This is a genomic window from Streptomyces sp. NBC_00984, from assembly GCF_045162475.1.
In the GTDB taxonomy this organism is placed as follows: domain Bacteria; phylum Actinomycetota; class Actinomycetes; order Streptomycetales; family Streptomycetaceae; genus Streptomyces.
This window is the reverse complement of the sequence record NZ_CP108736.1, coordinates 40,756-62,385: the sequence shown is the minus strand read 5'-3', so window position 1 is coordinate 62,385 and position 21,630 is coordinate 40,756. Positions and strand designations below refer to the sequence as shown.

The following is a 21,630-nucleotide window of genomic DNA, read 5'->3' as shown; positions in this document are numbered from 1 at the left end:
GCGGTTCCTTTCGGTGATGCAACGGATGCCGCCTCAGAATCGGGCCGCCACACATTTCACCGCAAGGCCACGAAATGGGCGGCCGATGACAACAGGTCAACCCTGATTGCTGTGCGTCCTCCTGGCGCGCCTGGTTGACGCCTTGGAGCCGACGGTCGGCCGGGCTGATCCGCCTGCTGGACCTGCGCGACGAAACCCCGTTGTTCAACCTGCGGGTTGGCACTGTCACGTGGACTGACCGGCCTGGGATGATCTTCTGGTTGGTCGTGCTGGGAGGGGTCGTCCGTGGACAGCGCGCCGCCGTCGTACAAGGGGCACCGGTACCCGGTGGAGATCATCGCGCACTGCGTGTGGCTGTACTTCCGTTTCCCGCTGTCGTTCCGCGAGGTCGAGGAGCTGATGCTCGAGCGCGGCGTGCTCGTCTCCCACGAGACGGTCCGCCGCTGGTGTACGAAGTTCGGGCAGGCCTACGCCAACGGCCTGCGCCGCCGGCGTGTGCAGCCTGGCGACAAGTGGCACCTGGACGAGGTCTTCCTCAGGATCAACGGTGAGCTGAAGTACCTGTGGCGGGCCGTCGACGCCGATGGCAACGCGCTCGACATTTTGGTCCAGAACCGGCGGGACACGCTGCGGCCAGGCGGTTCTTCCGCAAACTGCTCAAGAAGACCCGCTCGGTGCCGAGGGTGATCGTCACGGACAAGCTCCGCTCCTACGGCGCGGCCCAACGGACGCACGGCCCCGCAGGTCCTGCAGGAGCCGGCACGGACCCGGACCGTCGTTTTGCTGGCGGCCTGCCTCCATGACCGGGCATCAGCCGCAGGCCTGGACGGGGCGGCGGTTGCCGAGGTGCAGCTCGGGCAGGCCGCGGATGTCCTGGAGCGGTACCCGGTCTCCGCGCTGGAGGCATGCAGGACGGTCCCGGCCGCGGAGGGAGGCGACGTCGTCGACGAGCTCCTGGCCGGCTACGGCACAGACGGCTTCGAGCACATCCGGCAGATGGTGCGCCAGGCCCTGGCACATCACCGGGCCGACGGCGGCCCGCACGTCCGGATCACTGAGCGGATAGCCGCTCAGCGCTCGGCTCTGCGGGACACCCTTGCAGACCTGTGCATGGACTACTGATCCAGGAGGGGCAATGACCGACAATCCCCGCGACACTTGGGAGCGTCTCGCGGACGTACGGCTGGGCGGGTGGCGGCTCGGTAGCGTCGCCGTCAGATCGAGTGGGGTGGGAAAGGCCGATGGCCAGGCAACGCGCCCGCGTCAGGGATCGACCGCGGATGGCGCGCCGAGACTTCCCGTGCACGCTCTGCAGTCGTGTTATTGCACGTCCGCGCCGGGCCGGTCACGCGCCTTTTGCCCACGCCCAGGCCGTGAGCCGCCATTCTGTGTCCACCTTCCGAAGCGCCACCGTGAACACCGAGCCGGTCTGGGTGACCTGTCTGCCCTGCAGGTCGAATGACATGGTCGCGGGAACAACGATGTAGGCGTGATCACTGGTGACATCGACATGCCGTGGTTCACCGAGGGTGATGTGGTACCCCGACGCCCCTACGTGCTCGCCCTCGGTAAGCACGTCCCTCCACCAGTCTTCGCTGGCTGTTGGCCCCTGCCACACATGCGGTGCCATTCCGTCAAGGATCTGCATCGGGTCAGCGCACGTTGCTGCCATCGCTTTCACGTCACCGTGATTGAAGCCATCGACGTACTGGACCACCGCCGCCATGGGATCGTTCGACACCACAGATCTCCTCTTCTCCCGTACGCGGAGCACTCTCTTGAAGAGCCTTTTTCATCGTGGCTGGAGATTGGGACTACCGCCCGTTATGCGGTAGGCGACGCCTCGCATCCGTTGGCGGCGGACGCGGCCAGGGCTACACCTTCCGCGTCAGCACCACCCCGGCGGTCCACCAACAGCTCCTCGCGCGTCGAGCTGATGTCGCGGCGGATGTACGACGCCATCGCGCCCGTGGTCGACCGGATCCAGAAGAACGTCCCGCCCGCCGAGGTCCCAGTGGCCACCGTGGACGACGCGGTCGCTCCCGCCGGACCCGAAACGTCCCCGACCGCCAGCGCCAGTGCCTGACGGACGACTGATGGGGTGCACCGGTGGCCGAGGCTCGCGGGCGGCGCAGGTCTTGCTGCGGGCTGAGGGGGCACCGTCCGGCGCAGGCCGGACCCACGTCGGCAGCCGTGTCCCCGGCCATCACGACAAGGGTGATCAGGTGTTGGGCGGGGAAGGAGCCAAGGAGTACGACATCGCAGGTCGAGGTGGTGACCCAAGATGGCCAGCCCCATATGGACGGGGATCGTCTCCTTCGGGCTCGTCTCGCTGCCGGTTGCGCTGTACACCGCGACCGACAGCCACACGATCCGCTTCCACCAGCTGCAGCGCGGCACCGCGGACCGGATCCGCAACCGGCGCGTCAACGAGCGCACCGGTGATGAGGTGGAGCTGGACGAGATCGTCAAGGGCTACGACACCGGCAGCGAGTACGTGGTCGTCGAGCCCGAGGAACTCGACGACATCGCGCCGGGGCGGTCCAGGGCCCTGGAGGTGTCCGAGTTCGTCGATCTCGACACGGTGGAACCGGTCTTCTTCGACAAGACGTACTACCTCGGGCCGCGGGGCGAGCAGTACGGCAAGGTGTATGCCCTGCTCCAGCGGGCCCTGGAGGAGTCGGACAAGGCAGGGATCGCGACCTTCGTGATGCGCGGGCGCGAGTACCTCGTCGCCCTGAAGGCCGAGGACGGCCTGCTGACCCTGCACACCCTGCACTGGGCGGACGAGATCCGCGACCCCCACGACGAGGTCCCCGACCTGCCGGGCAAGACGGAGCCGACCCCGGCCGAGGTGAAGATGGCCCACCAGCTCATCGACGCCCTCACCGCCGACTGGGATCCGGAGGACTTCCACGACACCTTCCAGGAGAAGGTCGAGGCGCTGATCGAGGCCAAGGCCGCCGGTGACGCCGTGGAGAAGGCCGAGCCGGCCGCGCAGCCCACCGGTGTGGTCGACCTGGTGGAGGCCCTGCGTGCCAGCGTGGAGCGGGCCCGAAGCCCGAAGGACGCCGGGGAGAAGGCCGGCGCCTCCGGGAAGACGGGGCGCGGGAAGAAGCCTGCCTCGGAGAAGCGCACCGGGGCCTCGGGCGCCGGGATGCTGCTGTCGCTGACCAAGGCCGAGCTGTACGAGAAGGCCACCAAGGCCGGTGTCAAAGGGCGTTCCAACATGACCCACGATCAGCTCGCCGACGCCCTCGCCAAGGGCAGCTGAAGAGCTTCGGCGACGGGCGGGACTCTCGCCCTCTCACGGCCCTTCCGCGGGTGCTTTGGGCCCGAGGACGACGAATTCCTCGCCATTCCAGTGCATGACCAGTTCCCGTACCCCGTCCGGTCCGCTCCGGGCTGCCCGCACCAGCTCGACCCGGCCCGCCATGCTCCAGCCGTGCTCCGCCCAGTACGGATGGGCACTGATCAGGCAGGACAGCCGGATCAGCTCCCGGCGCAGCTCGGCCGCCCCGACGGCGGGCCGCAAGGCGAGCTCGTTGTAGATGCGGATCTGCCGGCGCCTGAGAGCGATCAAGTCGTCGGGGAAACGGAAGGACGTCATCCACATATTCAATCAGGTGTTCGAATTTCCGTGCGGGCTCCCGCACGGGCCCCGCGGCGCCGGGTGTGGGCGGGCGGATGAGCGGCGTAGTTGGCCGGCTGAGCGTTGTAGTTGGCGGAGTCTCTGGTCGAGTGGGGGAGCTACGCCAGGCGCGAGCGGCGGAAGTGGCGCAGCGCCGTCTCGGCCGCGTTGGCACCGCACATGCCGTGCGCGCCCGGTCCTGGCGGTGTGGCGGCCGAGCAGATGTACATGCCGGGGATACCGGTGTCATAGGGGGAGAGTGTGGGCTGTGGGCCGAAGACGAGCTGGCGTACGTCCTTGGCGCCGGTGACGATGTCGCCGCCCACGTAGTTGGGGTTGTGGGCGTGCATGTCCGTGGTGGATCGCGATACGTGTCCGACGATGCGTTCCCGGAATCCGGGGGCGAACCGCTCGATCTGGCTGATTACCGCCTGGGTCGCGTCGCCGGTGTAGCCGTGGGGCACGTGCGCGTAGCTGTAGAGGGGGTGGATGTCGCCGACGGAGCGCTGGGGGTCGGCGAGGTACTGCTGGCCGATGAGGACGAATGGGCGCTCGGGCATGCGGCCGGCGTGGATGTCCCGTTCGGTGGCGGCGATCTCGGCGTACGGGCCGCCGAGGTGGAGCGTGCCGGCTCGGTGGGCGTCCGGGTTCGTCCACGGGACGCCGCCGTCGACCGCGAAGTCGACCTTGAAGGCTCCCGGGGCATGCCGGAAGCGCCGGTATGCGCGGGTGACACGAGACGGCAGCCGGTCGCCGATGATGTCGGCGACGGCCCGCGGAGCGAGGTCGAACATCGTGATGTCCGCAGGTGGCAGGTCACGTGCGTGCCGCACCTCGATGCCGGTCTCGATCCTGCCGCCGTGTTCGGCGAGGACTGCGGCCAGCGCCGCCGAGATCGACCGCGATCCGCCGGCGGCGACGGGCCAGCCGTGCCGATGCCCGGCGGCGATGATGCCCAGGGCGATGGCGGAGGAGAGCGGGTAGTGCAGCGGCCGGAACGCGTGCGCGGCCACCCCGCCGAACAACGCTCGGCCCCGCTCGGTGGTAAACAGCCGCGCGATGGCCGAGCCCGGCAGCAGCGTCGGCAGGCCGAACCGGGCAAGGGCAAGCGGGTGCCTGGGCAGGCGCAACAGCGGCCCCATGATGTCCTCGGCCAGCATGTCGAAGCGGGCCGCCGGCCCGGCGAACGCCAGCCGCCAGCGGGAACCGTCCCGGCCGAGCCCGGCGGCAGTCGCCTCAACCGAGCGGTGCAGCACGCCGGCCTCGCCGCCATCGAGCGGGTGGACACAGTCGATCTCCGGCCAGCGCCAGGTCAGCCCGTGCCGCTCAAGGCCGAGGCTCTGTAGGAATGCCGACCCGACGGCCATCGGGTGGATGGCCGAGCAGTGATCGTGCAGCAGCCCCGGCATGATGGCCTCGCCCGAGCGGGTGCCGCCGCCGATCTCGCTGGCCGCCTCCAGCACAGTGACCTGAGCCCCCGACCGGGCAAGGACGACAGCAGCGGCGAGCCCGTTGGGCCCGCTGCCGACAACGATCGCGGTACTCATGCGAGCGACCCTAACGGCCAGAGCCCGCAACAATCTCCGCTACCAGGGACTCCGCCAACTACAACGCTCAGCCCGCCAGCTAAGCCGCCGCCTAAAGCGCTCACACCGGGCCCGAATCAGGGTCGCCGCCGCACCGGACCGATGACGAACACGACCAGGAGCACGGAGTCGACACCGCGCCGACGGCTGCTGCCGCCTCCCCACCCCGCAGGTCATCCCGCCGTGGCCTCCGTATCGGGCGGGCACGATATCGTGAAGCCCCTGATGTCTGTTGCTTTTCATGATCCGGCAGGAGCGTTCCGAGTGCCCGAGGACCCCATCGCCCAGAGCGAGCTTGCTGCCCTGACCCGGCGTTTCGAAGAGGTCGCGGGCAAGCACGACCGCGAGTTCGGGATCATCAAGTCCGACCTGACCGCGGTGCGCCTTCAGATCGGGAACCTGGACCAGAAGGTCGAGGCTCTCGACAAGAAGATCGACCGGAACCAGGCCCAGATCATTGAGCTGCTCACCGAGCTTGTGGGGCGTCGTACCGACGGCGCTGGCTGACTTCTCCGGGCCCGGTGCCCGGTTGCCTGTACACGCGCGACGGCCCCGACCAGACACATCTGGTCGGGGCCGTCGCGTGTGCCGGGGTCAGATTCCGGTGCGCAGGTGTTCCTGGCGGGCCTGGACCAGGCCGCGCCATGCGGAGCGGACGTCATCTTCGCTCTTGGTCCAACGGGTGGTCGAGGGCTCCGGCAGGGGCAGGGCGCCCATGAAGTGGGCGATGTCGGTGAAGTAGGCGAAGTCGCCGGTGGCGGTGAGCTCGCGCAGGCGGCTGATGGTGGCGGCCAGGTCCTGCTCCTCGCCGCGGACGGCGTGGTGGAAGGCGAGGGCGAGCTCCACGAAGCGGTGGAGGAAGGGGAGCCCCGCAGCCTCGATGTCGGCATGCAGGCTCTGGGCGCGGCCTGGGACGCTGTCGGTTCCGGCGTCCTTGATCAGGGCGACGACCTGGGCGAGGAGGGTGTTGGAGCGCTGGTCGAGGCCGTTCAGGAGCTGGTGGGCGAGAGCGAGCTCGTCGCCGGCCCGGGCGGGGTCGGCGAAGGAGAGGGCGAGGGCGAGGCGGACCTGTGTCATGGCGCGCTCGCCGACGGCACTGTGCTGCTCGGCTTCGGCGCGGCCGGCTTCGAAGGCGGCGACCGCTTGGGCGGTGTCGGCGTGGGACCAGTGGATGTCGCCGAGGACGCGGTGGTGACGGCCTTTCCAGCCCAGGGCGGGGACGGCGGCCAGGGCTGAGGGCGTCGGCAGGGGTGTCCGGTACCGGATCGGTGGTGGTGTCGGTGGGCAGGGCAAGGGGTTCCCACACGGAGTCGTCGGTGTAGGTGTGGGCGGCGACGGTGAGCCAGCCCAGGTCGTTCAGACGGTGTTCGCGGGCCAGGCGCAGGCCCTGGCGCAGGCAGGCGACCAGAAGCATGCGGCTGGGGCCGAGTGCGGTGGCGCTGGTCCACTGGTCGCCGAGGGCGGCCAGGGCCCGGGTGGCGGCCTGGTCCCAGTCGGCCGGTGTCCAGCGGTCGTCGCTGTGGTCGTCGTCGCGGACGGCGCTGCGGATCGCACGGTGCAGGTGGAAGGGCCACAGAGCGTACGGGTTCTCGTTGACCAGGGGCCGCTCGACCAGGCGCCGGGCCGGCGCCTGCTGGGCAAGGCCCGCAGTACGCGTGGCCAGGTCGAGGTCGAAGGCGTCCAGCAGAGAAACGCTGCGCAGCAAGTGACGTTCCTCTGGGGTGAGGTCGGAGAGGGTCCGGGCGAGGAGCGCGGGGAAGCTGCAGTCGAAGTCGGCGGCGGTGGGGGTGTGGCCGGTGCGCCGGATCTCCAGGAAGCGGGAGACGGCGAGGTCGAGGTGGAGGGGCAGGCCGTGGGAGCGGGCGGTGATCGCGGCCCGGATGTCGGCGCCGATGAGGGGCTGGCCGTTCTGGACCAGGCGGCTGGCGAGGTGGGTCTCGCAGTCCTCGGGGGAGAGGTCGCCGATCAGATACTGCCGGGCGCCGGAGCCGGCTGTCCGTGGCTGCGGAACCGTCAGGGAAGAGGAGGCGGCCAGGCCCGGCCAGGCGGCAGGACCTGTCCAGTCGAGCTGGCCGTGCAACGCGGAGTCCGCCCACGGCAGACGGCTGCGGCCGCCGACGACGAAGAAGACGTTCGGCATGAGCCAGACCAGGCGCTGCAGCAGCCGCTCGAAGTCCCGGTGGCGGTCCGCAGTGTCCTCGAAGGTGTCCAGCAGGACCACCGGCGTGAGTCGCTTCTTCGCGGGCAGCTGGTTCAGGTCCCAGGCAAGCAGGTGCGGGTAGTAGGACAACGCCTCCAGGCCGGGGGTGGCCTCCAGCAGGGCCGCCGTCCTGGTGGCGCCGGCCAGGGCCTGGGCACGTTCCTGACGTTCGCGCAGCGCCTGGATGAGCGCCGAGGTGAGCTGTCCGGCCGCCGAGCCGATCAGCCCCGGCAGCGCCAGGGCAGCGGCCACTTCCCCCACCCCGGCCTGCAGCTGTCCGGGCAGCATGTTCGTGAACTTCCCGGCCAGCCCGGTGCGCCGGACGTACTCGTCCAGCGGCTCACCGGGGTGCATGTGCTCCCAGTAGTGCCGCAGAGCCACGTCGAAGGACGGCATCGGCCGACCAAGAGCCTCGGCGAGCGCGAGGCGGATCGTCAGGATCACGCGCTCGAAGTCCGAGCCGGCCGACGCCGCCCGGGAAAGGTCGATCCGGATGGGCAGCACCCGGTCCGTCCAGGTGGGTGCGCCCCACTGCTCGGGGCGGTGCTCGGCAGCGGTGAGCGCTGCCTCGATCTTGCGGAGCAGGGTCGACTTCCCGACGCCGCCCACCCCGTGGAAGACGATCAGATTGCGACGGGGGGCTTCGAGGTCCTCCACGTCGAAGGACCGGTCGGCGATGTGGCGCAGGTGTTCCTCGAGCGCGGTGGCCACCAGGGCCCACTGGCTGTGCCGGTCGGTGAACGCCTCCGCGACGTCGAACGCCGACGGGTCGTTGGAGCTGAACAGCGCACGCAAGTTGTCGGCCATGGTCCCCCCCACAGGTGATCGTCTCGGCCCCAACCTATGCCGCCCGGCAGCCGCGGGCGGGCACTGTGAAGCTCCGCCATCTTGATTCTGGCTGGTCCGGGCCTCTGGTGTGATGGCGGGTGAGGCGGCGGTCCGTCGACGGCTGGCGCGCCTACGCCCTCTTGTGGTCACGACCTTTCGAGGGTGTGCTGGGTTTTGTCCCGCACTGCGAGGGTGCACTCCATGACGAAGGGGGATAGATGGTCGAGACAGTATTCCGTTGGGAGGAGCTGCCTGAGGCCGATCGGTTCGAGTGCTGGCGAGACATGGCATGTGACAGCCACGCGCCCAACGAGGTCGATTCCGAGCAGGCCGACGACTTCCGGGCAACGTTACGGGTACTGGGCCTGGGACCGGTGAGCGTGTCCGCCCTCGACTGCCCGCCGCTTCGCTCGGACCGCACCCCAAGACTGATCCGGCAGTCCGATCCGGAGCTGTACAACCTCACCTTCACTCAGCGCGGGAGCGCCGGCGCCGTCCACGCCGGCCGGGAGATCCAGCTGGGCGAGGGTGATCTGATGCTGTCCACCACCTCGCTGCCCCTGCGTACCAGGATGGCCACCGACCACGAGTCGGTCGCCATGATCGATGTGCTCTTCCCCCAGGCGCTGTTACCCCTACCCAAAGGGGCCGCGGACCGGCTGCTCACGCTGCCCTTCTCAGGACGGGCAGGTCTCGGCGTTCTCCTCGCCCAGTTCCTCAATCGCCTGACCGCCGAATCCGCCACCTACAGGCCGGCCGACGCCGAGCGCCTCGGGGCGGTGACCCTCGATCTGGCAGCGGCACTGCTCGCCCACCACCTCGACGACACGACCCCACCCGAGGCTCACCCCGAGGCGCTCGCTACACGCATCCACACCTTCGTCCGTCACAACCTGAGCGATCCCGAGCTGACTCCGCGCCAGATCGCCTCCGCCCACCACATCTCCCTACGAACCCTGCACCGTGTCTTCCAGCGCGAGGGCGCCACGGTCACCGCCTGGATCCGCCAACAACGACTCGACGGTGCCCGCCGCGACCTCACCAACCCCGCACTGGCCGCACGCCCCATCTACGCCATCGCTGCCGCGTGGGGCTTCACTCGCGCCGCCGACTTCACCCACGTCTTCCGCGCCACGTACGGCATGCCACCCAGCGAATACCGTCATATGGGCACGCCAGGGACAGACGAGACGCGTTCATAGGCAAGGACCCATGCCTGACCTGCGCATACGCAGGTGGTCTCTCACCTCGTGCCAGATGAGGGACCACCTGCGATTTCCGTATCACCGCTGCCATGCTGACGGGTCCGGTGAACACCGCAGCGTCATAACGCAGCAGAAGATACCGATGCCCGGACTGCTCAGTCCGCGATCGTCCCGCTGTTGGTGCTCATGCCGTCGAACTGCACGTAGTACTCGGCATTCTTCGTCGACTTCGGGAAGATGACCGTCCACACCCCCGCCTTGGCCTTGTGCCAGCCGTGGCACTTGTTGTGTGTGCAGACCCTCACAGAGCGGGTGGAGTTGGTCTTGATGTTGATGTCGCTGCAGTTGCCCTTGACGCTGGTCCACTGGCCGCGCTTGGGCCAGTGCGCGTTGTCGCTGGCACTGGAGCCCGCCTCGGCCGAGTACGAGCGGGCACTGCCGTAGCAGGACACCGCTTTTACGCCGCTACTGGAGGTTCCGGCGGCCTGGGCAGGGACGGTGAGGGCCGTGAGGACCGCAGCGGCGCTGATCAGCGTCGCTGCGACACGCCTGTTCGTAGTGATGATGACTTCCTCCTGTTGCTTGTGCGCGTCCCCGTGTACCAGTCGGAGAACACGGAGGGCGCGGGCTGATTTGTCGCCAGTCGGTACTGCTCAAGTACGGACGATGCCAGGGGCAGAACCTCGAAGCCTTAGTTCTCCGTGCCAGTTGCTTGGGCCCAGGAGCCTTGATTTCCATGCCGCTCGTGCGGCCGAGGCGTGGACGTGCGCGGACTACGGCGGCCTCGCCGCGGCGAGTGCAGCACCTCTTTCCCGCCCACCTGCGCGACAGCCGGCGCCGTCGCGGCCCGTTCGGCGGCGACCTGCTCGCCCATCCGGGCCAGGACCCGCTCCGCCGCCAGGTCCTCGCGTTCGGCCCGTACCTCGGCCAACTGCTTGACCAGTTGTTCTTCCAGATCGTCCAACTCCGTGCGGCGTACCGCGATCCGCTCCTGCACCTCGGGATCCACCATGCGCCGGATCGGAGGGAGGAGAACGAGGCGGCGGACCGGAACAGGCGAACCGCCCTGCCCAACGATCTACATGCTGGACACTGCCCCACCACCAGCCCGAGTAGCCTCACCCGCCATCACACCAGAGGCCCGGACCAGCCAGAATCAAGATGGCGGAGCTTCTGTGGTCGGCACGTCCGGTCCGCACCGGGTAATGGACGGAATACCGGCGGCGCTCGACAATGATCCCTTTGCCGTCTTCCCGTGGAAGAAGTTGGTTCTCGTGCACGATCCGGCAGACCCCTCCAGTTCCTCCGAGCCGGCCGATGCGGTCGGCCCGCAGGGCTCCGCTGACGCGGTGAGCGAGGTGATGGCCTGGTACACGCGTGAACTCCTGGCGGAGCGCCGTGCCTCCCACCCCGACCCGGAGCGTCTGGAACACCTGCTCGCCCGGCAGCAGGAGTGCGTGCAGGGGCACTGTCACGTTGACTGACCGGGTGGGATGATCTTCTGGTTGGTCATGCTGGGAGGGGTCGTCCGTGGACAGCGCATCGCCGTCGTACAAGGGGCACCGGTACCCGGTCGAGGTCATTGCCCACTGTGTGTGGCTGTACCACCGCTTCCCGCTGTCGTTCCGCGAGGTCGAGGAGCTGATGCTCGAGCGCGGCGTGGTCGTCTCCCACGAGACGGTCCGCCACTGGTGTGCGAAGTTCGGGCAGGCCTACGCCAACGGCCTGCTCCGCCGCCGGCCCCGGCCCGGCGACAAGTGGCACCTGGACGAGGTCTTCGTGAAGATCAACGGAGAGCAGAAGTACCTGTGGCGGGCCGTTGACGCCGACGGCAACGTGCTCGACATCCTGGTCCAGTCCCGCCGGGACAAGGCCGCGGCCCGCGCTTCTTCCGCAAACTGCTCAAGAGAACCTGCTCGGTGCCGAGGGTGATCGTCACCGACAAGCTCCGCTCCTACGGCGCGGCCCACCGCGAGGTCATGCCCTCCGTAGAACACCGCGCCCACAAGGGCCTCAACAACCGGGCCGAGAACAGCCACCAGCCCACCCGCCAGCGCGAACGCGCCATGAAAGGCTTCCGTAGCGTCGGCGGAGCCCAGCAGTTCCTGTCCGCGTTCAGCGGCATCTCACCCCACTTCCGACCACGCCGCCACCTGATGACCGCCCCCGAATACCGCACCGAGATGACCACCCGCTTCGCCATCTGGGACCAGATCACCGGCGCTGCAAGCCGGCCCACCACGGCCTGAGCACGGAGCCGGAACCCGACCCCACCACACCCGACACACCATCAGGCACTCACACACCCAACAACGTGACAGCGCCCCCGTACCCGCTCGGCCTCCCGGCGCCGGGCGGGTCACTTGCTGTCGGACGGACGCGGATTTTCCACGTGTGAGATCCAGGTGGTGAGCAGTCCTTCGAGTGCCTTGGTCTCGGCGGGCGTCAGCAGGCTCAGCAGGCGGCGTTCGTTGCGCATGTGGTCGGTGAATGCCTGGTCGATCAGTTCGCGACCGGGCTGGGTGAGGGCCACGATCCGGCCACGCTGGTCGTCGTCGGAACGGCGGCGGGTGACGAGTCCTGCCCGCTCCAGGCGGTCGATTCTCTTCGTCATCGCGCCGGTGGTGACCATGGTGTGTGCGGCGAGTTCGCCGGGCGCGCGCTCATAGGGCTCACCGGCGCGGCGCAGTGCGCACAGGACGTCGAACTCTCCCTCGCTGAGTCCGTAGCGCCCGTAGACGAGGCAGAGTTCCTCGGTGAGATGGTCGGCCAGGCGGTGCAGCCGGCCGATCACGCCCTGCGGGGAGATGTCGAGGTCGGGCCGCTCGCGGCGCCAGTCGGTCTGGATGCGGGCCACGCGGTCCAGCGGTTGCGGGTCGTCCATGCACACCATGATACCTTCCCGGGAAGCTATATTGTCTTCCATGGAAGCTAATCTACGGTGGGTGGCCCTGACCGCTGTCGCACCGGTGGCCTGGGGCGCCAACTATTACGTCACCCATGAATTCCTGCCGCCCGACAGCCCCCTCTACGGGGCGGCTCTGCGAGCGCTGCCCGCCGGTCTCGTCCTGCTGGGGCTGTGCAGGCAGCGACCGCGCGGTGCGTGGTGGTGGCGGTCCGCGGTGCTCGGGCTGCTCAACGTAAGCGTGTTCTTCGTGCTCGTCTACGCCGCCTCCCAGCTACTGCCGACGAGCATCGCCTCAACCGTCATGGCGGTGTCCCCGCTGGCGATGATGCTCATCGCCTGGGCACTCGTCTCCGAGCGGCCCGGCATCGCACACCTGGCCGGCGCCGCGATCGGGCTCGGCGGGGTCTGCCTCATGCTGCTCACGGGAACGGGAGGAGTGAGCGTGCCGGGAGTCCTCGCCTCGGCCGCGGCCATGCTCGTGTCGTCCTTTGGCCACATCCTGACCAAGCGGTGGAACGCCGGTACCGATGTGCTCGCCTCGACCGCCTGGCAGCTCACCGCCGGAGGACTGTTCCTGCTGCCGGTCGCCGCAGCCGTGGAGGGCCCTCCGCCCGCACTCTCCACACCGGCGCTCCTCGCGTTCGGCTACGTCACCCTCGTCGCCACCGCGCTGGCCTTCGCCGCCTGGTTCACCGGGCTACGGCACCTGCCCGCGGGGACCGTGGGCCTTGTCGGGCTCCTCAACCCCGTCACAGGTGTCCTGCTCGGCACGGCGGTCGCCGGAGAGGTGCTGACAGCCCAGCAGCTGTGCGGGCTGGCGCTCGTCCTGACCGGAGTCGTCCTGGGACGGCCCAAACGCGCAGGACGACGCGGCGGCAGTCGGACTCCTCTCCAACCTGCACCCGACAAGCGTCCCGCCCGCGAGTCCTCCACCTGCAATCCCCTGTGAGGGTCAGGGGACACGGGAGCAGGGAGCGGCGCCGATAGTCGGCCGGGATGAGTGAGCAGGTGGGGAGGGGTGCCGCCGTCACGGATCGATCTGTCCTCCATCCCGGCCCGACCAACGATCCCATCGGCCAGCGGTGTTGGGTTCACCGTCTGCTGTCGCCGGGCGCGAGCAGACTGGTGACTTCGGCGATCGCCTCCGCCGAGGGTGGAAATAGCGCCGAACGTTCTCCGGCTTCTTGTGCCGCGACTTCGCCATGAGCATCGGCAGGCTGGCCCCGGCCTCGCCGAGGTGCGTGAGCCCGGAATGCCGGTATTCGTGCAGGTCCCACCCGGTGCCCGGCACTCCGCCGACGGCCGTGTGCGCATCCAGCAGGGCGCGGGCCTGGCCGTACGACAGCCGGACCAGCCCGGTGTCCGGGCACACGTCACGCGGCGCGAGGACCTTGCCGGGGCCCGGCTTGCGGTGGGTGACGAACACCGGCCCCCGCGTACGGCCCTTGATCAGCCGGGGCAGCAGACGGGCGGTGCCGGCGTCCCAGTACACGGGCTCCATGACGTAGTCCTCGCGCGGGGCGCCGCGGCGGCGGGTACGCGGCTTCGCGCCCTTGGCCTTCACCGGGGCCCTGCGGGCGGCGAGGTCCAGCTCCTCGATGTTGACGCCGAGGATCTCCTCCGACCGCGCGACGGTCTCGTAGAGCATCCGCCACAGCGTCTTCTCCCTCAGGTGGACCTCGCGGCGGTCGATCAGCCGGTCGACCGCCATCTTCGAGCGGGCCGGGGTCTCCGAGTCCGGCGGGGGCATCCGCTTCACCCAGGCCGGCACCTTCGGGCCGTCGTACCCGCGCTCGGCACACCAGCCCAGCCACGACAGCACCGACGCCCTGCGCGGCGCTGTCACGTTGTTGGGTGTGTGAGTGCCTGATGGTGTGTCGGGTGTGGTGGGGTCGGGTTCCGGCTCCGTGCTCAGGCCGTGGTGGGCCGGCTTGCAGCGCCGGTGATCTGGTCCCAGATGGCGAAGCGGGTGGTCATCTCGGTGCGGTATTCGGGGGCGGTCATCAGGTGGCGGCGTGGTCGGAAGTGGGGTGAGATGCCGCTGAACGCGGACAGGAACTGCTGGGCTCCGCCGACGCTACGGAAGCCTTTCATGGCGCGTTCGCGCTGGCGGGTGGGCTGGTGGCTGTTCTCGGCCCGGTTGTTGAGGCCCTTGTGGGCGCGGTGTTCTACGGAGGGCATGACCTCGCGGTGGGCCGCGCCGTAGGAGCGGAGCTTGTCGGTGACGATCACCCTCGGCACCGAGCAGGTTCTCTTGAGCAGTTTGCGGAAGAAGCGCGGGCCGCGGCCTTGTCCCGGCGGGACTGGACCAGGATGTCGAGCACGTTGCCGTCGGCGTCAACGGCCCGCCACAGGTACTTCTGCTCTCCGTTGATCTTCACGAAGACCTCGTCCAGGTGCCACTTGTCGCCGGGCCGGGGCCGCCTCCGGCGCAGGCCGTTGGCGTAGGCCTGCCCGAACTTCGCACACCAGTGGCGGACCGTCTCGTGGGAGACGACCACGCCGCGCTCGAGCATCAGCTCCTCGACCTCGCGGAACGACAGCGGGAAGCGGTGGTACAGCCACACACAGTGGGCAATGACCTCGACCGGGTACCGGTGCCCCTTGTACGACGGCGATGCGCTGTCCACGGACGACCCCTCCCAGCATGACCAACCAGAAGATCATCCCACCCGGTCAGTCAACGTGACAGTGCCCTCGGCGGCCTTGACGTCTACCTCGCTCCAGTCCGGCGGCGGGGTAGCTGCCTCCCGCAGGAACTGGGCCAGCCGATCGGGAAGCCGTGACATATCCGTGTCGGGCTTGAGCGTTCCGATCGTCCGGAACAGGGCGTTGATTCCGTCGACCTCCCTGTTCTCGAGGAGGTCGGTCACCAGCGTGTCAGCCGCGGGATCCCCGACCTTGCTCGCAGCCTCCAACTCAGCCGCAACCGTTGCCGATGTCAACGCCATATCAATACTCCTCGGTATTCATCCAATTGACCATGCACTGGGTGACCTGTGCACAGACGCGCTCCCGCCCAGGGGCGCCCCTTCGTGCTGCGCGAGAAGACCCTGGATTGCCGCTCGCGCAAAGGGAGGCCCATCGTGCGGGCTGCTCGGCCTGGTAACACGGGCAGCAAAACACGCCACCGACCGAAGCGGCAGTCTTTTGCGCACTCTCTGATTCACGCGGGGCGCACGCCCCCTTACGTGTTGGGGTTCACTGGTCCCCGGCTCAGACCGCACCATCTGGTCCTGGCGGTGGGGGACGAGGGCGCTCCCGGATGTCCGCCCGCCTGGAGCCTGTCCTCGCGGCTCGTGTCGGTGAGGCCCTGGGCGGGGCGGTGGTGGTGGGGGAGCGGCGTGCGGAGGGCGAGCCTTACACACGGGTGGAGACAGATCTGGTCGTGGAGGTGCTGGCCGGGTCCGGCCGGCACGGCACCCTCACCGTGGTCCGGATGCGGTGAGGACGCCGTGCCTGGCTGCTGGTCAGGGGGCGGTTTCGTACTTCACGACGGTGTCCGTGCAGCCCTTGGCCAGCTTCTCCAGGGCTGCGCGCTCCTTGTCGTCCGCGGTGAGCTTCCACCGCAGCTTGGTGCCTACCCAGTCGGCACCGTACGTGCACTGTGCGGACGCGGCCGGCGGGAGCCATTCAGCCGGGTCCCGGTCGGCCTTGGACCGGTTGGTCTTCGCGGTGACGGCGACCAGCGACCTGTCGGCATCGAGGTCGTTCGCGTACTGCTCGCGCCGGTCCGCGTCCCACTTCGAGGCTCCAGAGTCCCAGGCTTCGGCGAGCGGTACGACGTGGTCGATGTCGAGCTTGGTGGCCGCGTTCACGGTGACCTCGTCGTAGTAGCTCAGCCACTCGCCCCCGCTCAGTGCGCAACGGGCCCCCTGCTCGGGAGCCTTGACCGCCTCGGCGATCAGGACTTCCTTTCGGGTGTCGCAGCCGTCCTTGTCCGCGTCGACCCACAGGTGGAAGGAATCGCGCTCGTACCCGGTGCGGTCCTCGGTACCGGCGGGGATCTTGGCGATGGCCTCGGCCAGGGACAGGTCGTTGCCGCCTGCAGGTGCGCCGGGTGCGGCGGACTCCTTGCCCGGCTGGGAGGCGGCGGGGGCCGAGGGTTTGGAGTCGGACTCGGACTTGGCCGCGCTGGGATTGCACCCGGCGAGGGATGCGATGAGGAGGGCGGTGGCGATCGGGGCGAGGCGACGTGCTGTCACAGCGGTACTCCGGCAGGTCAGGGGCTGGTGCGCCCCCATGATGGCAGGAACGGATGGTCTGGTGACAGACGGTCAAATGTGCAGGTAGTAAGCCTCGCTGCGGCAGTACGGCATTCAGCGACGGGACCGTCCTTTGACCGTGCGCGAGAGCCCCGCCGGATCATCCGGCGGGGCCTCTTCGTGGCGCTGCTGCGCGTCAGGCTGCCTGCACCCGGGTCTCCTGACAGTGCTGGTGACGACGGCGGCTGTGCGTGGCGGTCCGTGGGAGCCGGGTCGGGTTCTTGTTCGCCCGGCCGGGCTTCTGTTGGCTTTGTGGTTATCGTCTGGTGATGGCGGCGATGGCTGCGGCGGCGCTGACGATCGCGCCGATCCCGCCGACGGCGCCTACCGAGACAGCGATGGGTGTCGCGATGGCGGGGTGCTCATAGGACAGGTACAGCGTTCCGGCGGCGATCAGCATCACGAGGACCAGAGCAATGGTGATCAGCGTGATGATGATCCACGGGGAGGTCGGCGGCCGGGGCTCGGGGGAGGGGGCCGGCCGGGGCTCCGGGGACGGCGGAGCGGGGTCGGGCGGGTTGGTCGTGGACAACAGTTCTCCTGCGCAGGGGCGTGAGTGCCGCGATGGGAGCGGTTGCTCCGTGGTGGCGGGCTGTGGTTGATGGGGCCGGGCCGGTGCCCGGTTAGCCGAAGGCCTGGGTGAGAATGCTCGGCCGGGGGGCGACTGCCCGAAGTGCCGTCCAGTGGCGGTGGATCCGGTCGCTGTCTCCGTGGAGGGCCTCGGTCAGCGCCTCGGTGGCCTCCCAGCTCAGCTGACCGGCCTGGCGGGCCGGGGACGGGGCGAGGACGGACTTGATGACCGCGCCCTCATGCCGGTGACCGTTGGGCAGTGCGTTGATGAGGATGTCGGGGTCCGGGCGCGCCTCGGCCAGGTGCAGACCGCGTATGGCGCCCTGGAAACGGGCGAGTACCGCGTCGAAGCCCGCGTCGGGCGGTGTCTGCTGCTCCTGCCCGTTGGCGGCGTTCCACAGGTCGACCAGGTCGTCGGGATCGCCGTCGCAGGCGAGCACGAAGTCGCGCACTGTTGTCCAGGACGGGTGCCGCTCGCCCGCTGTGAACCGGTAGATGTAGGAGGGAGAGAGGCCGGCCTGGATGGCTACCGCGCGGACGGGCTGACCGCTGAAGCGCTGAAGGTGTGACAGGGCGCGGGCCAGTGCGTCCCGGCCCCCCCACCCGGGCGGGCTCTGCCCGTCCGGTCCGTCCCCGGCCGCCGCAGGCTTCGGGGCGACCTCGGCGGCCGGTACTACGGGCTGCCGGGGGCGCCGGCCGCGCCGGGCCTCGACGGCCTTGGAGACCTGGACCGTCGAGTACTGGCCCTGCAGCTGGCTGACCGTCATCGACGTCACCGCGGCGATGTCCTCCCACCGCGCCCCGCGGTCAAGTGCTTCGCGTACGGACACGGCGATGAAGTCGTCCAGCTCCCTCTTGAGCGCCACGGAGTGCCGCAGGGGCTCCAGCGGCCAGGACGGAACAGGCAAGGAGGAGGACTGCGCGACCATCCGGGCCCGGGTGGCGACGGCCTGGCCGATGCGCTCGGCCTCCCGGGAGAAGTCGGCTTCTTCCGAATCCGCGCTCCGGACACGGAAGGCGGCTGAACGGCACTGCGCAGAGCAGTACTTGGGACGACGACCGGTCGGGCTCTTCCGCACGAAGCGGATACGGCAGTTCTGGCATTCGACCTGATCAGCAGATCGGCTATCGGGCATGAGATTCCGTCGTACTAGGTGATTTGGGAAAGAAGCGAACGTCTGACCGCTCAGCAGCCCTTAACAGGCGATTTCGTTCTCTCGGGTCACGCGATTGCGCGAAACGAAACAACAGTCCAGGCCCGCCCGGCGCGCGCAGTACCAACGGCGCACGCCGGACCAGCCACGCCGCGCTCCCGCACGGCGAAGAAGGACCTCACAGGTCAGAACGATGAACGGCAGGCCACCCGGCGCCCGACGCACCGCAGAAGCCTCTCTCCGGGCCCACCAGCCCCCTCGCCGCGAAGTGTTGCCTCACCAGTCGACACACACTGCGCCCTACAGCCCAAACAGGGCCCGTGCTAGTTTCGACACCGCTGGTCAAGGAATGAGTTTCCTGACCGTGCGAATGTGGAACAGAGGCCACGTAAGTCTCCTTTCGTTTCGCAACTGCATGTAGACGGAGAGGTCCTGAGGCAGGTTCCTACGCCGTTGGCTCGGGACCTCTCCGGTAGCACAGGACCCTAGCTCAGTCCGTGCACACACAGCGACGTGTTCACTACAGCCGCAAGCCCGTTCGGGCAGTCAAGCCGCCTCCACGCCCGCCCTGTTGGCCATGTCCCGGGGCCCGCACGGCTGAGCGCGGACCGCATCAAATGGCCACCTTGACGCCCACGCGTCTACACCACATACGTAGCTCCAGCAAACCTCCGCGGATAGAACACGAATACAAGCCCACCCCAGTCCAGGAAGCACGAAGCCCCCGTCGTTGCCGGGGCGAGGGCCCTTCGGGCTGAAGGGATTCGGTGACGTAGTGCGGGGCGGATCGTCTTGGGCCGTCGCTCCGCAGTGCTGACCGGTCCTCGACGAACTCCGGGTCCGGGTCGTAGACCGCGACCTCGACGAGCAACCGCTGCCCGTCGGCGTGGGCAACGCCCCGGCGTAGGGAAGACTGTCCGGCGCCCCGGCAGTGTGTGCCCGCGTCCGGCCGATGCTGCCCGCTGCTGGGGCCTGGCCCGGCTCCGCCGCGACCTCACTGCCGCCGCCGCCGGCGACGACCAGGCCGTCACCCCACTGACCTCGATCCGCCGGCAGCAGCTGCGGCGCGGCCCGGCCCGAGTATCTATGGCGGACCACCGCATGACTCGGCGCCCTGACGCTCCCATCCTCAGCCGGCGGGCCACTGTGCTGCACCCGCCCCAGCAGGCAGGACATCGATCACGGCCAAGGCATCACCACACCGGCGGGTGGCCGGCCGGGCCGCATTCCCGGTACTCCTCCGCGAGCCGGGAATGCCGTTCACACGGCATTTTTCACCGTCACCGGGAGAACACCGGACGGAAGCGCGGCGCCGCACGCCGGGAGATCCACGAAGCACCAAGAAACTCCGTGACGCTGCGCTAAGGCCTGTTGCAGTGTGCTACGGGCAGTGTGGCTGACCGCAGTTGGCCTGTGGAGGGAGATACGCCGGCAACTGACTCGCCGGAAGCAACTTTTGCGCCGAAACCCGCGTCTGCCAGGGGGAACAGGACGGAACCCCACCGACCCATACATGAACGGAGCTTTCGGTGCTCATAGGACTGCTCACCGCTGTGGCAGCATCGATCTGTTACGGCACGGGCTCCGTCCTTCAGGCCGTCGGATCACAGAAGTCAGCCCGCCGGGAGGCTGCCGCGGGCAGCGTGACCCAGCACGGTGGCCCGAGCCTGTCATCCACCGCGAAGGCGGCGATGACCTGGGAGTTCATCGTCGGGACCATCCTGGACTTCGTCGGCTTCGGGCTCGGCGCACTGGCGGCGCGCCTCCTGCCGCTGTTCCTGTCGCAGACCGTGATCAGCGCCAACTTGGTGATCACGGCGGTGCTGAGCATCAAGCTCCTCGGCATCCGGCTCAACCGCGCCGAGCGGACCTCGATTGCCGTGGTCTGCTCCGCGCTGGTGCTTCTGGCGACGGCGGCGGGCCCGGAAGGCAGCGGCGACACCCCGATCTCCACGCACTGGTGGCTGCTGGGGATCTCGCTGCTCCTGATCGTGGGCGGCACCGTGGTCGTACGCCTACTGGGGGCGCGCGCCGCGATCCTGGCCGGCCTGCTGTCCGGACTGGGCTTCGGCGCCCTCGGTGTCGGGGTCCGTGTGCTGAACGGCATCGACCCTTTCGACCCGGGAGCGCTGCTCTGCGACCCGGCGCTCTACACGATCCTGGTGGCAGGCATCGGCGGCATGTATCTGCACACGGTCGCCCTGCAGATCGGCTCGGTCAACGGCGCCACCGCCGCGCTGGTCGTCGGCGAGACCGTCCTGCCGGGCATCATCGGCGTGCTGTGGCTCGGCGATGCCTCCCGTCCCGGCTTCGCCTGGGCGGCGATCACCGGGTTCGTGCTCGCCGCATCGGGCGCGGTGGCAGTGGCCTGGTTCGGATCCCCGAAAGGGCACGACAGCGACCCCGAGGCGGCGCCCGTGACACCCTCCAAGGACGCCCGGACGTCCGCGGGGGTCTGACCCGGCACCAGATGCGATGCGCCGAATTTCCAACGCTTGGCTGCCGTACGGGAGTCTGGTGGCCAAACCGACGACTCGCCTGCGCATCGTCTCTCTTCCGTCCGGCATCGTTGATACCGATATCGGGCTGAGCAATTGTCAAGAGTTGTGGATCGGGTCGTCTGCGTCGGTGGCACTGTCTTCGGGGTCGAGGAGGTAGGCGCCCCTCGCGAGGCGTTCCAGGATGCTGTCGGTGGTCGCCATGGCGGTCAGGTTGCTGGAATCCAGGACGTTCGTCTCGTAGACGCCCAGATCGCTGAACTGGTCGTGCATCGATCGGATCGGTTCGGGGTCGGTCAGAGCGTCGCCGGTGCGGCCGGTTGCCCGTTCCAGCGTGGTGTGCTGGTTCGGGCGAAGGATGACGTAGCTCAGCGGCACGGCCCGTTCCTTGGCCGCGGCGCGGAAGGGGTCGATGAACCAGGGGCCGACGACGCCGTCGTAAACCACGTGGTAGCCGCCGCCGGCGTAGCCAAACGCCGCCGAGACCAGTACTTGCAGGACTACCTGGTTCTGCCGATGGGCTTCGGGTAGGTAGGGCGGGATCCAGCCCTGCTTGATGTAGCGCCAGAAGTCGTCGCTGTGCAGGTGGACGCTTGGGGCCAGGCGATCGGCGAGGAGCGCCGCCACGGTGCTCTTGCCGGCTCCGGGCGGCCCCGTCACGACGATCACCTGACCGGAGATGGGTGAGGTCTGCTCGAAGGCCGGCGGGTTCATGCCGCCACCGTGTCACGTTCGACCAGCACGCCGCTCTCGAATTTGGCTCCCGCGCGAACAAGGGGCACAGG

The 21,630-nt window shown here is 69.0% G+C and carries 22 protein-coding genes and 4 pseudogenes; 12 read left to right on the top strand and 14 right to left on the bottom strand.

Annotated elements, in window-relative coordinates:
* Positions 1-285: 285 nt before the first annotated feature.
* Both OG520_RS44390 and OG520_RS44385 read left to right on the top strand, forming a co-directional pair.
* Positions 286-743, top strand: a pseudogene (locus OG520_RS44390) (IS6 family transposase); the annotation flags it as partial.
* Positions 744-846: 103 nt separating this feature from the next.
* On the top strand, positions 847-1,122 hold the full coding sequence (locus OG520_RS44385; protein WP_406016795.1) for a hypothetical protein: 276 nt from the start codon (positions 847-849) through the stop codon (positions 1,120-1,122).
* Positions 1,123-1,345: 223 nt separating this feature from the next.
* Here the strand turns inward: OG520_RS44385 and OG520_RS44380 are convergent, their stop codons facing one another.
* Positions 1,346-1,741, bottom strand: a complete 396-nt coding sequence (locus OG520_RS44380) for a nuclear transport factor 2 family protein (protein WP_266773511.1) — start codon at positions 1,739-1,741, stop codon at positions 1,346-1,348.
* 195 nt (positions 1,742-1,936) lie between these two features.
* On the opposite strand from OG520_RS44380, the gene OG520_RS44375 reads away from it, so the two are divergent.
* Complete coding sequence (locus tag OG520_RS44375) at positions 1,937-2,086, top strand: hypothetical protein (RefSeq protein WP_331737194.1); 150 nt, start codon at positions 1,937-1,939, stop codon at positions 2,084-2,086.
* Between the two features lie 198 nt (positions 2,087-2,284).
* Positions 2,285-3,274, top strand: a complete 990-nt coding sequence (locus tag OG520_RS44370; protein WP_331737192.1) for a Ku protein — start codon at positions 2,285-2,287, stop codon at positions 3,272-3,274.
* 33 nt (positions 3,275-3,307) lie between these two features.
* Here the strand turns inward: OG520_RS44370 and OG520_RS44365 are convergent, their stop codons facing one another.
* Both OG520_RS44365 and OG520_RS44360 read right to left on the bottom strand, forming a co-directional pair.
* The gene (locus OG520_RS44365; protein WP_406016794.1) at positions 3,308-3,610 is read right to left on the bottom strand and encodes a hypothetical protein; all 303 of its coding nucleotides are present in this window, start codon (positions 3,608-3,610) and stop codon (positions 3,308-3,310) included.
* 140 nt (positions 3,611-3,750) lie between these two features.
* Positions 3,751-5,178 (bottom strand): NAD(P)/FAD-dependent oxidoreductase, encoded by a 1,428-nt coding sequence (locus OG520_RS44360; protein WP_331737188.1) that lies wholly within the window; start codon positions 5,176-5,178, stop codon positions 3,751-3,753.
* A 303-nt stretch (positions 5,179-5,481) separates the two neighbouring features.
* On the opposite strand from OG520_RS44360, the gene OG520_RS44355 reads away from it, so the two are divergent.
* Positions 5,482-5,724 (top strand): hypothetical protein, encoded by a 243-nt coding sequence (locus OG520_RS44355; protein ID WP_266773653.1) that lies wholly within the window; start codon positions 5,482-5,484, stop codon positions 5,722-5,724.
* Between the two features lie 87 nt (positions 5,725-5,811).
* Here the strand turns inward: OG520_RS44355 and OG520_RS44350 are convergent, their stop codons facing one another.
* Positions 5,812-6,510, bottom strand: a complete 699-nt coding sequence (locus OG520_RS44350; protein WP_331737184.1) for a hypothetical protein — start codon at positions 6,508-6,510, stop codon at positions 5,812-5,814.
* Between the two features lie 226 nt (positions 6,511-6,736).
* Between OG520_RS44350 and OG520_RS44345 the strand changes: the two genes are divergently transcribed.
* Together OG520_RS44345 and OG520_RS44340 are read left to right on the top strand one after the other, a co-directional pair.
* Complete coding sequence (locus OG520_RS44345; RefSeq protein WP_406016793.1) at positions 6,737-8,242, top strand: hypothetical protein; 1,506 nt, start codon at positions 6,737-6,739, stop codon at positions 8,240-8,242.
* A gap of 221 nt (positions 8,243-8,463) precedes the next feature.
* Positions 8,464-9,447 (top strand): helix-turn-helix domain-containing protein, encoded by a 984-nt coding sequence (locus tag OG520_RS44340; RefSeq protein WP_331737180.1) that lies wholly within the window; start codon positions 8,464-8,466, stop codon positions 9,445-9,447.
* A 158-nt stretch (positions 9,448-9,605) separates the two neighbouring features.
* On the opposite strand, the gene OG520_RS44335 is transcribed toward OG520_RS44340, so the two are convergent.
* Together OG520_RS44335 and OG520_RS44330 are read right to left on the bottom strand one after the other, a co-directional pair.
* A complete protein-coding gene (locus tag OG520_RS44335; RefSeq protein WP_259933141.1) occupies positions 9,606-9,902 on the bottom strand; it encodes a hypothetical protein in 297 nt (98 codons plus the stop codon).
* 239 nt (positions 9,903-10,141) lie between these two features.
* Positions 10,142-10,462: a hypothetical protein gene (locus tag OG520_RS44330; RefSeq protein ID WP_331737175.1), complete on the bottom strand. Its 321-nt coding sequence runs from the start codon at positions 10,460-10,462 to the stop codon at positions 10,142-10,144.
* Positions 10,463-10,655: 193 nt separating this feature from the next.
* On the opposite strand from OG520_RS44330, the gene OG520_RS44325 reads away from it, so the two are divergent.
* Positions 10,656-10,934 (top strand): hypothetical protein, encoded by a 279-nt coding sequence (locus OG520_RS44325; protein ID WP_331737173.1) that lies wholly within the window; start codon positions 10,656-10,658, stop codon positions 10,932-10,934.
* Between the two features lie 46 nt (positions 10,935-10,980).
* Positions 10,981-11,699: pseudogene (locus OG520_RS44320) on the top strand (IS6 family transposase).
* Positions 11,700-11,809: 110 nt separating this feature from the next.
* Here the strand turns inward: OG520_RS44320 and OG520_RS44315 are convergent.
* Positions 11,810-12,334, bottom strand: coding sequence for a MarR family winged helix-turn-helix transcriptional regulator (locus tag OG520_RS44315; RefSeq protein WP_266773049.1), 525 nt, complete (start codon positions 12,332-12,334; stop codon positions 11,810-11,812).
* A gap of 40 nt (positions 12,335-12,374) precedes the next feature.
* Between OG520_RS44315 and OG520_RS44310 the strand changes: the two genes are divergently transcribed.
* Positions 12,375-13,307 carry a DMT family transporter gene (locus OG520_RS44310; RefSeq protein ID WP_266695157.1) on the top strand — a complete coding sequence of 311 codons (933 nt, stop codon included), beginning with the start codon at positions 12,375-12,377 and terminating at the stop codon, positions 13,305-13,307.
* 142 nt (positions 13,308-13,449) lie between these two features.
* On the opposite strand, the pseudogene OG520_RS44305 reads toward OG520_RS44310, so the two are convergent.
* The 3 genes and pseudogenes from OG520_RS44305 to OG520_RS44295 all read right to left on the bottom strand — a co-directional run.
* Positions 13,450-14,192: pseudogene (locus OG520_RS44305) on the bottom strand (site-specific integrase); the annotation flags it as partial.
* Positions 14,193-14,269: 77 nt separating this feature from the next.
* Positions 14,270-14,988 (bottom strand): annotated as a pseudogene (locus OG520_RS44300) (IS6 family transposase).
* Between the two features lie 33 nt (positions 14,989-15,021).
* A complete protein-coding gene (locus OG520_RS44295) occupies positions 15,022-15,309 on the bottom strand; it encodes a hypothetical protein (RefSeq protein ID WP_331737167.1) in 288 nt (95 codons plus the stop codon).
* 314 nt (positions 15,310-15,623) lie between these two features.
* Between OG520_RS44295 and OG520_RS44290 the strand changes: the two genes are divergently transcribed.
* Entirely contained in the window at positions 15,624-15,806 is a 183-nt protein-coding gene (locus OG520_RS44290) for a hypothetical protein (protein ID WP_331737165.1), read from the top strand.
* Between the two features lie 22 nt (positions 15,807-15,828).
* Here the strand turns inward: OG520_RS44290 and OG520_RS44285 are convergent, their stop codons facing one another.
* The 3 genes from OG520_RS44285 to OG520_RS44275 form a co-directional block, all read right to left on the bottom strand.
* Entirely contained in the window at positions 15,829-16,563 is a 735-nt protein-coding gene (locus OG520_RS44285; protein WP_331737163.1) for an HNH endonuclease family protein, read from the bottom strand.
* A 316-nt stretch (positions 16,564-16,879) separates the two neighbouring features.
* The gene (locus OG520_RS44280; RefSeq protein ID WP_331737161.1) at positions 16,880-17,155 is read right to left on the bottom strand and encodes a hypothetical protein; all 276 of its coding nucleotides are present in this window, start codon (positions 17,153-17,155) and stop codon (positions 16,880-16,882) included.
* Positions 17,156-17,246: 91 nt separating this feature from the next.
* Positions 17,247-18,329: a helix-turn-helix transcriptional regulator gene (locus OG520_RS44275; RefSeq protein ID WP_331737159.1), complete on the bottom strand. Its 1,083-nt coding sequence runs from the start codon at positions 18,327-18,329 to the stop codon at positions 17,247-17,249.
* A 1,547-nt stretch (positions 18,330-19,876) separates the two neighbouring features.
* Between OG520_RS44275 and OG520_RS44270 the strand changes: the two genes are divergently transcribed.
* Positions 19,877-20,806, top strand: coding sequence for a hypothetical protein (locus tag OG520_RS44270; protein ID WP_331737157.1), 930 nt, complete (start codon positions 19,877-19,879; stop codon positions 20,804-20,806).
* Between the two features lie 138 nt (positions 20,807-20,944).
* Here the strand turns inward: OG520_RS44270 and OG520_RS44265 are convergent, their stop codons facing one another.
* Complete coding sequence (locus OG520_RS44265) at positions 20,945-21,559, bottom strand: AAA family ATPase (RefSeq protein ID WP_331737155.1); 615 nt, start codon at positions 21,557-21,559, stop codon at positions 20,945-20,947.
* Between the last annotated feature and the right edge of the window lie 71 nt (positions 21,560-21,630).

What these genes read in the sequence shown, in the direction of transcription:
- OG520_RS44375 (WP_331737194.1), top strand. Translation starts at nt 1,937, where the DNA reads ATGTCGCGGCGGATGTACGACGCCATCGCGCCCGTGGTCGACCGGATC.
- OG520_RS44370 (WP_331737192.1), top strand. Translation starts at nt 2,285, where the DNA reads ATGGCCAGCCCCATATGGACGGGGATCGTCTCCTTCGGGCTCGTCTCG.
- OG520_RS44365 (WP_406016794.1), bottom strand. Translation starts at nt 3,610, where the DNA reads ATGACGTCCTTCCGTTTCCCCGACGACTTGATCGCTCTCAGGCGCCGG.
- OG520_RS44360 (WP_331737188.1), bottom strand. Translation starts at nt 5,178, where the DNA reads ATGAGTACCGCGATCGTTGTCGGCAGCGGGCCCAACGGGCTCGCCGCT.
- OG520_RS44340 (WP_331737180.1), top strand. Translation starts at nt 8,464, where the DNA reads ATGGTCGAGACAGTATTCCGTTGGGAGGAGCTGCCTGAGGCCGATCGG.
- OG520_RS44330 (WP_331737175.1), bottom strand. Translation starts at nt 10,462, where the DNA reads ATGGTGGATCCCGAGGTGCAGGAGCGGATCGCGGTACGCCGCACGGAG.
- OG520_RS44325 (WP_331737173.1), top strand. Translation starts at nt 10,656, where the DNA reads ATGGACGGAATACCGGCGGCGCTCGACAATGATCCCTTTGCCGTCTTC.
- OG520_RS44315 (WP_266773049.1), bottom strand. Translation starts at nt 12,334, where the DNA reads ATGGACGACCCGCAACCGCTGGACCGCGTGGCCCGCATCCAGACCGAC.
- OG520_RS44310 (WP_266695157.1), top strand. Translation starts at nt 12,375, where the DNA reads ATGGAAGCTAATCTACGGTGGGTGGCCCTGACCGCTGTCGCACCGGTG.
- OG520_RS44295 (WP_331737167.1), bottom strand. Translation starts at nt 15,309, where the DNA reads ATGGCGTTGACATCGGCAACGGTTGCGGCTGAGTTGGAGGCTGCGAGC.
- OG520_RS44290 (WP_331737165.1), top strand. Translation starts at nt 15,624, where the DNA reads ATGTCCGCCCGCCTGGAGCCTGTCCTCGCGGCTCGTGTCGGTGAGGCC.
- OG520_RS44275 (WP_331737159.1), bottom strand. Translation starts at nt 18,329, where the DNA reads ATGCCCGATAGCCGATCTGCTGATCAGGTCGAATGCCAGAACTGCCGT.
- OG520_RS44265 (WP_331737155.1), bottom strand. Translation starts at nt 21,559, where the DNA reads ATGAACCCGCCGGCCTTCGAGCAGACCTCACCCATCTCCGGTCAGGTG.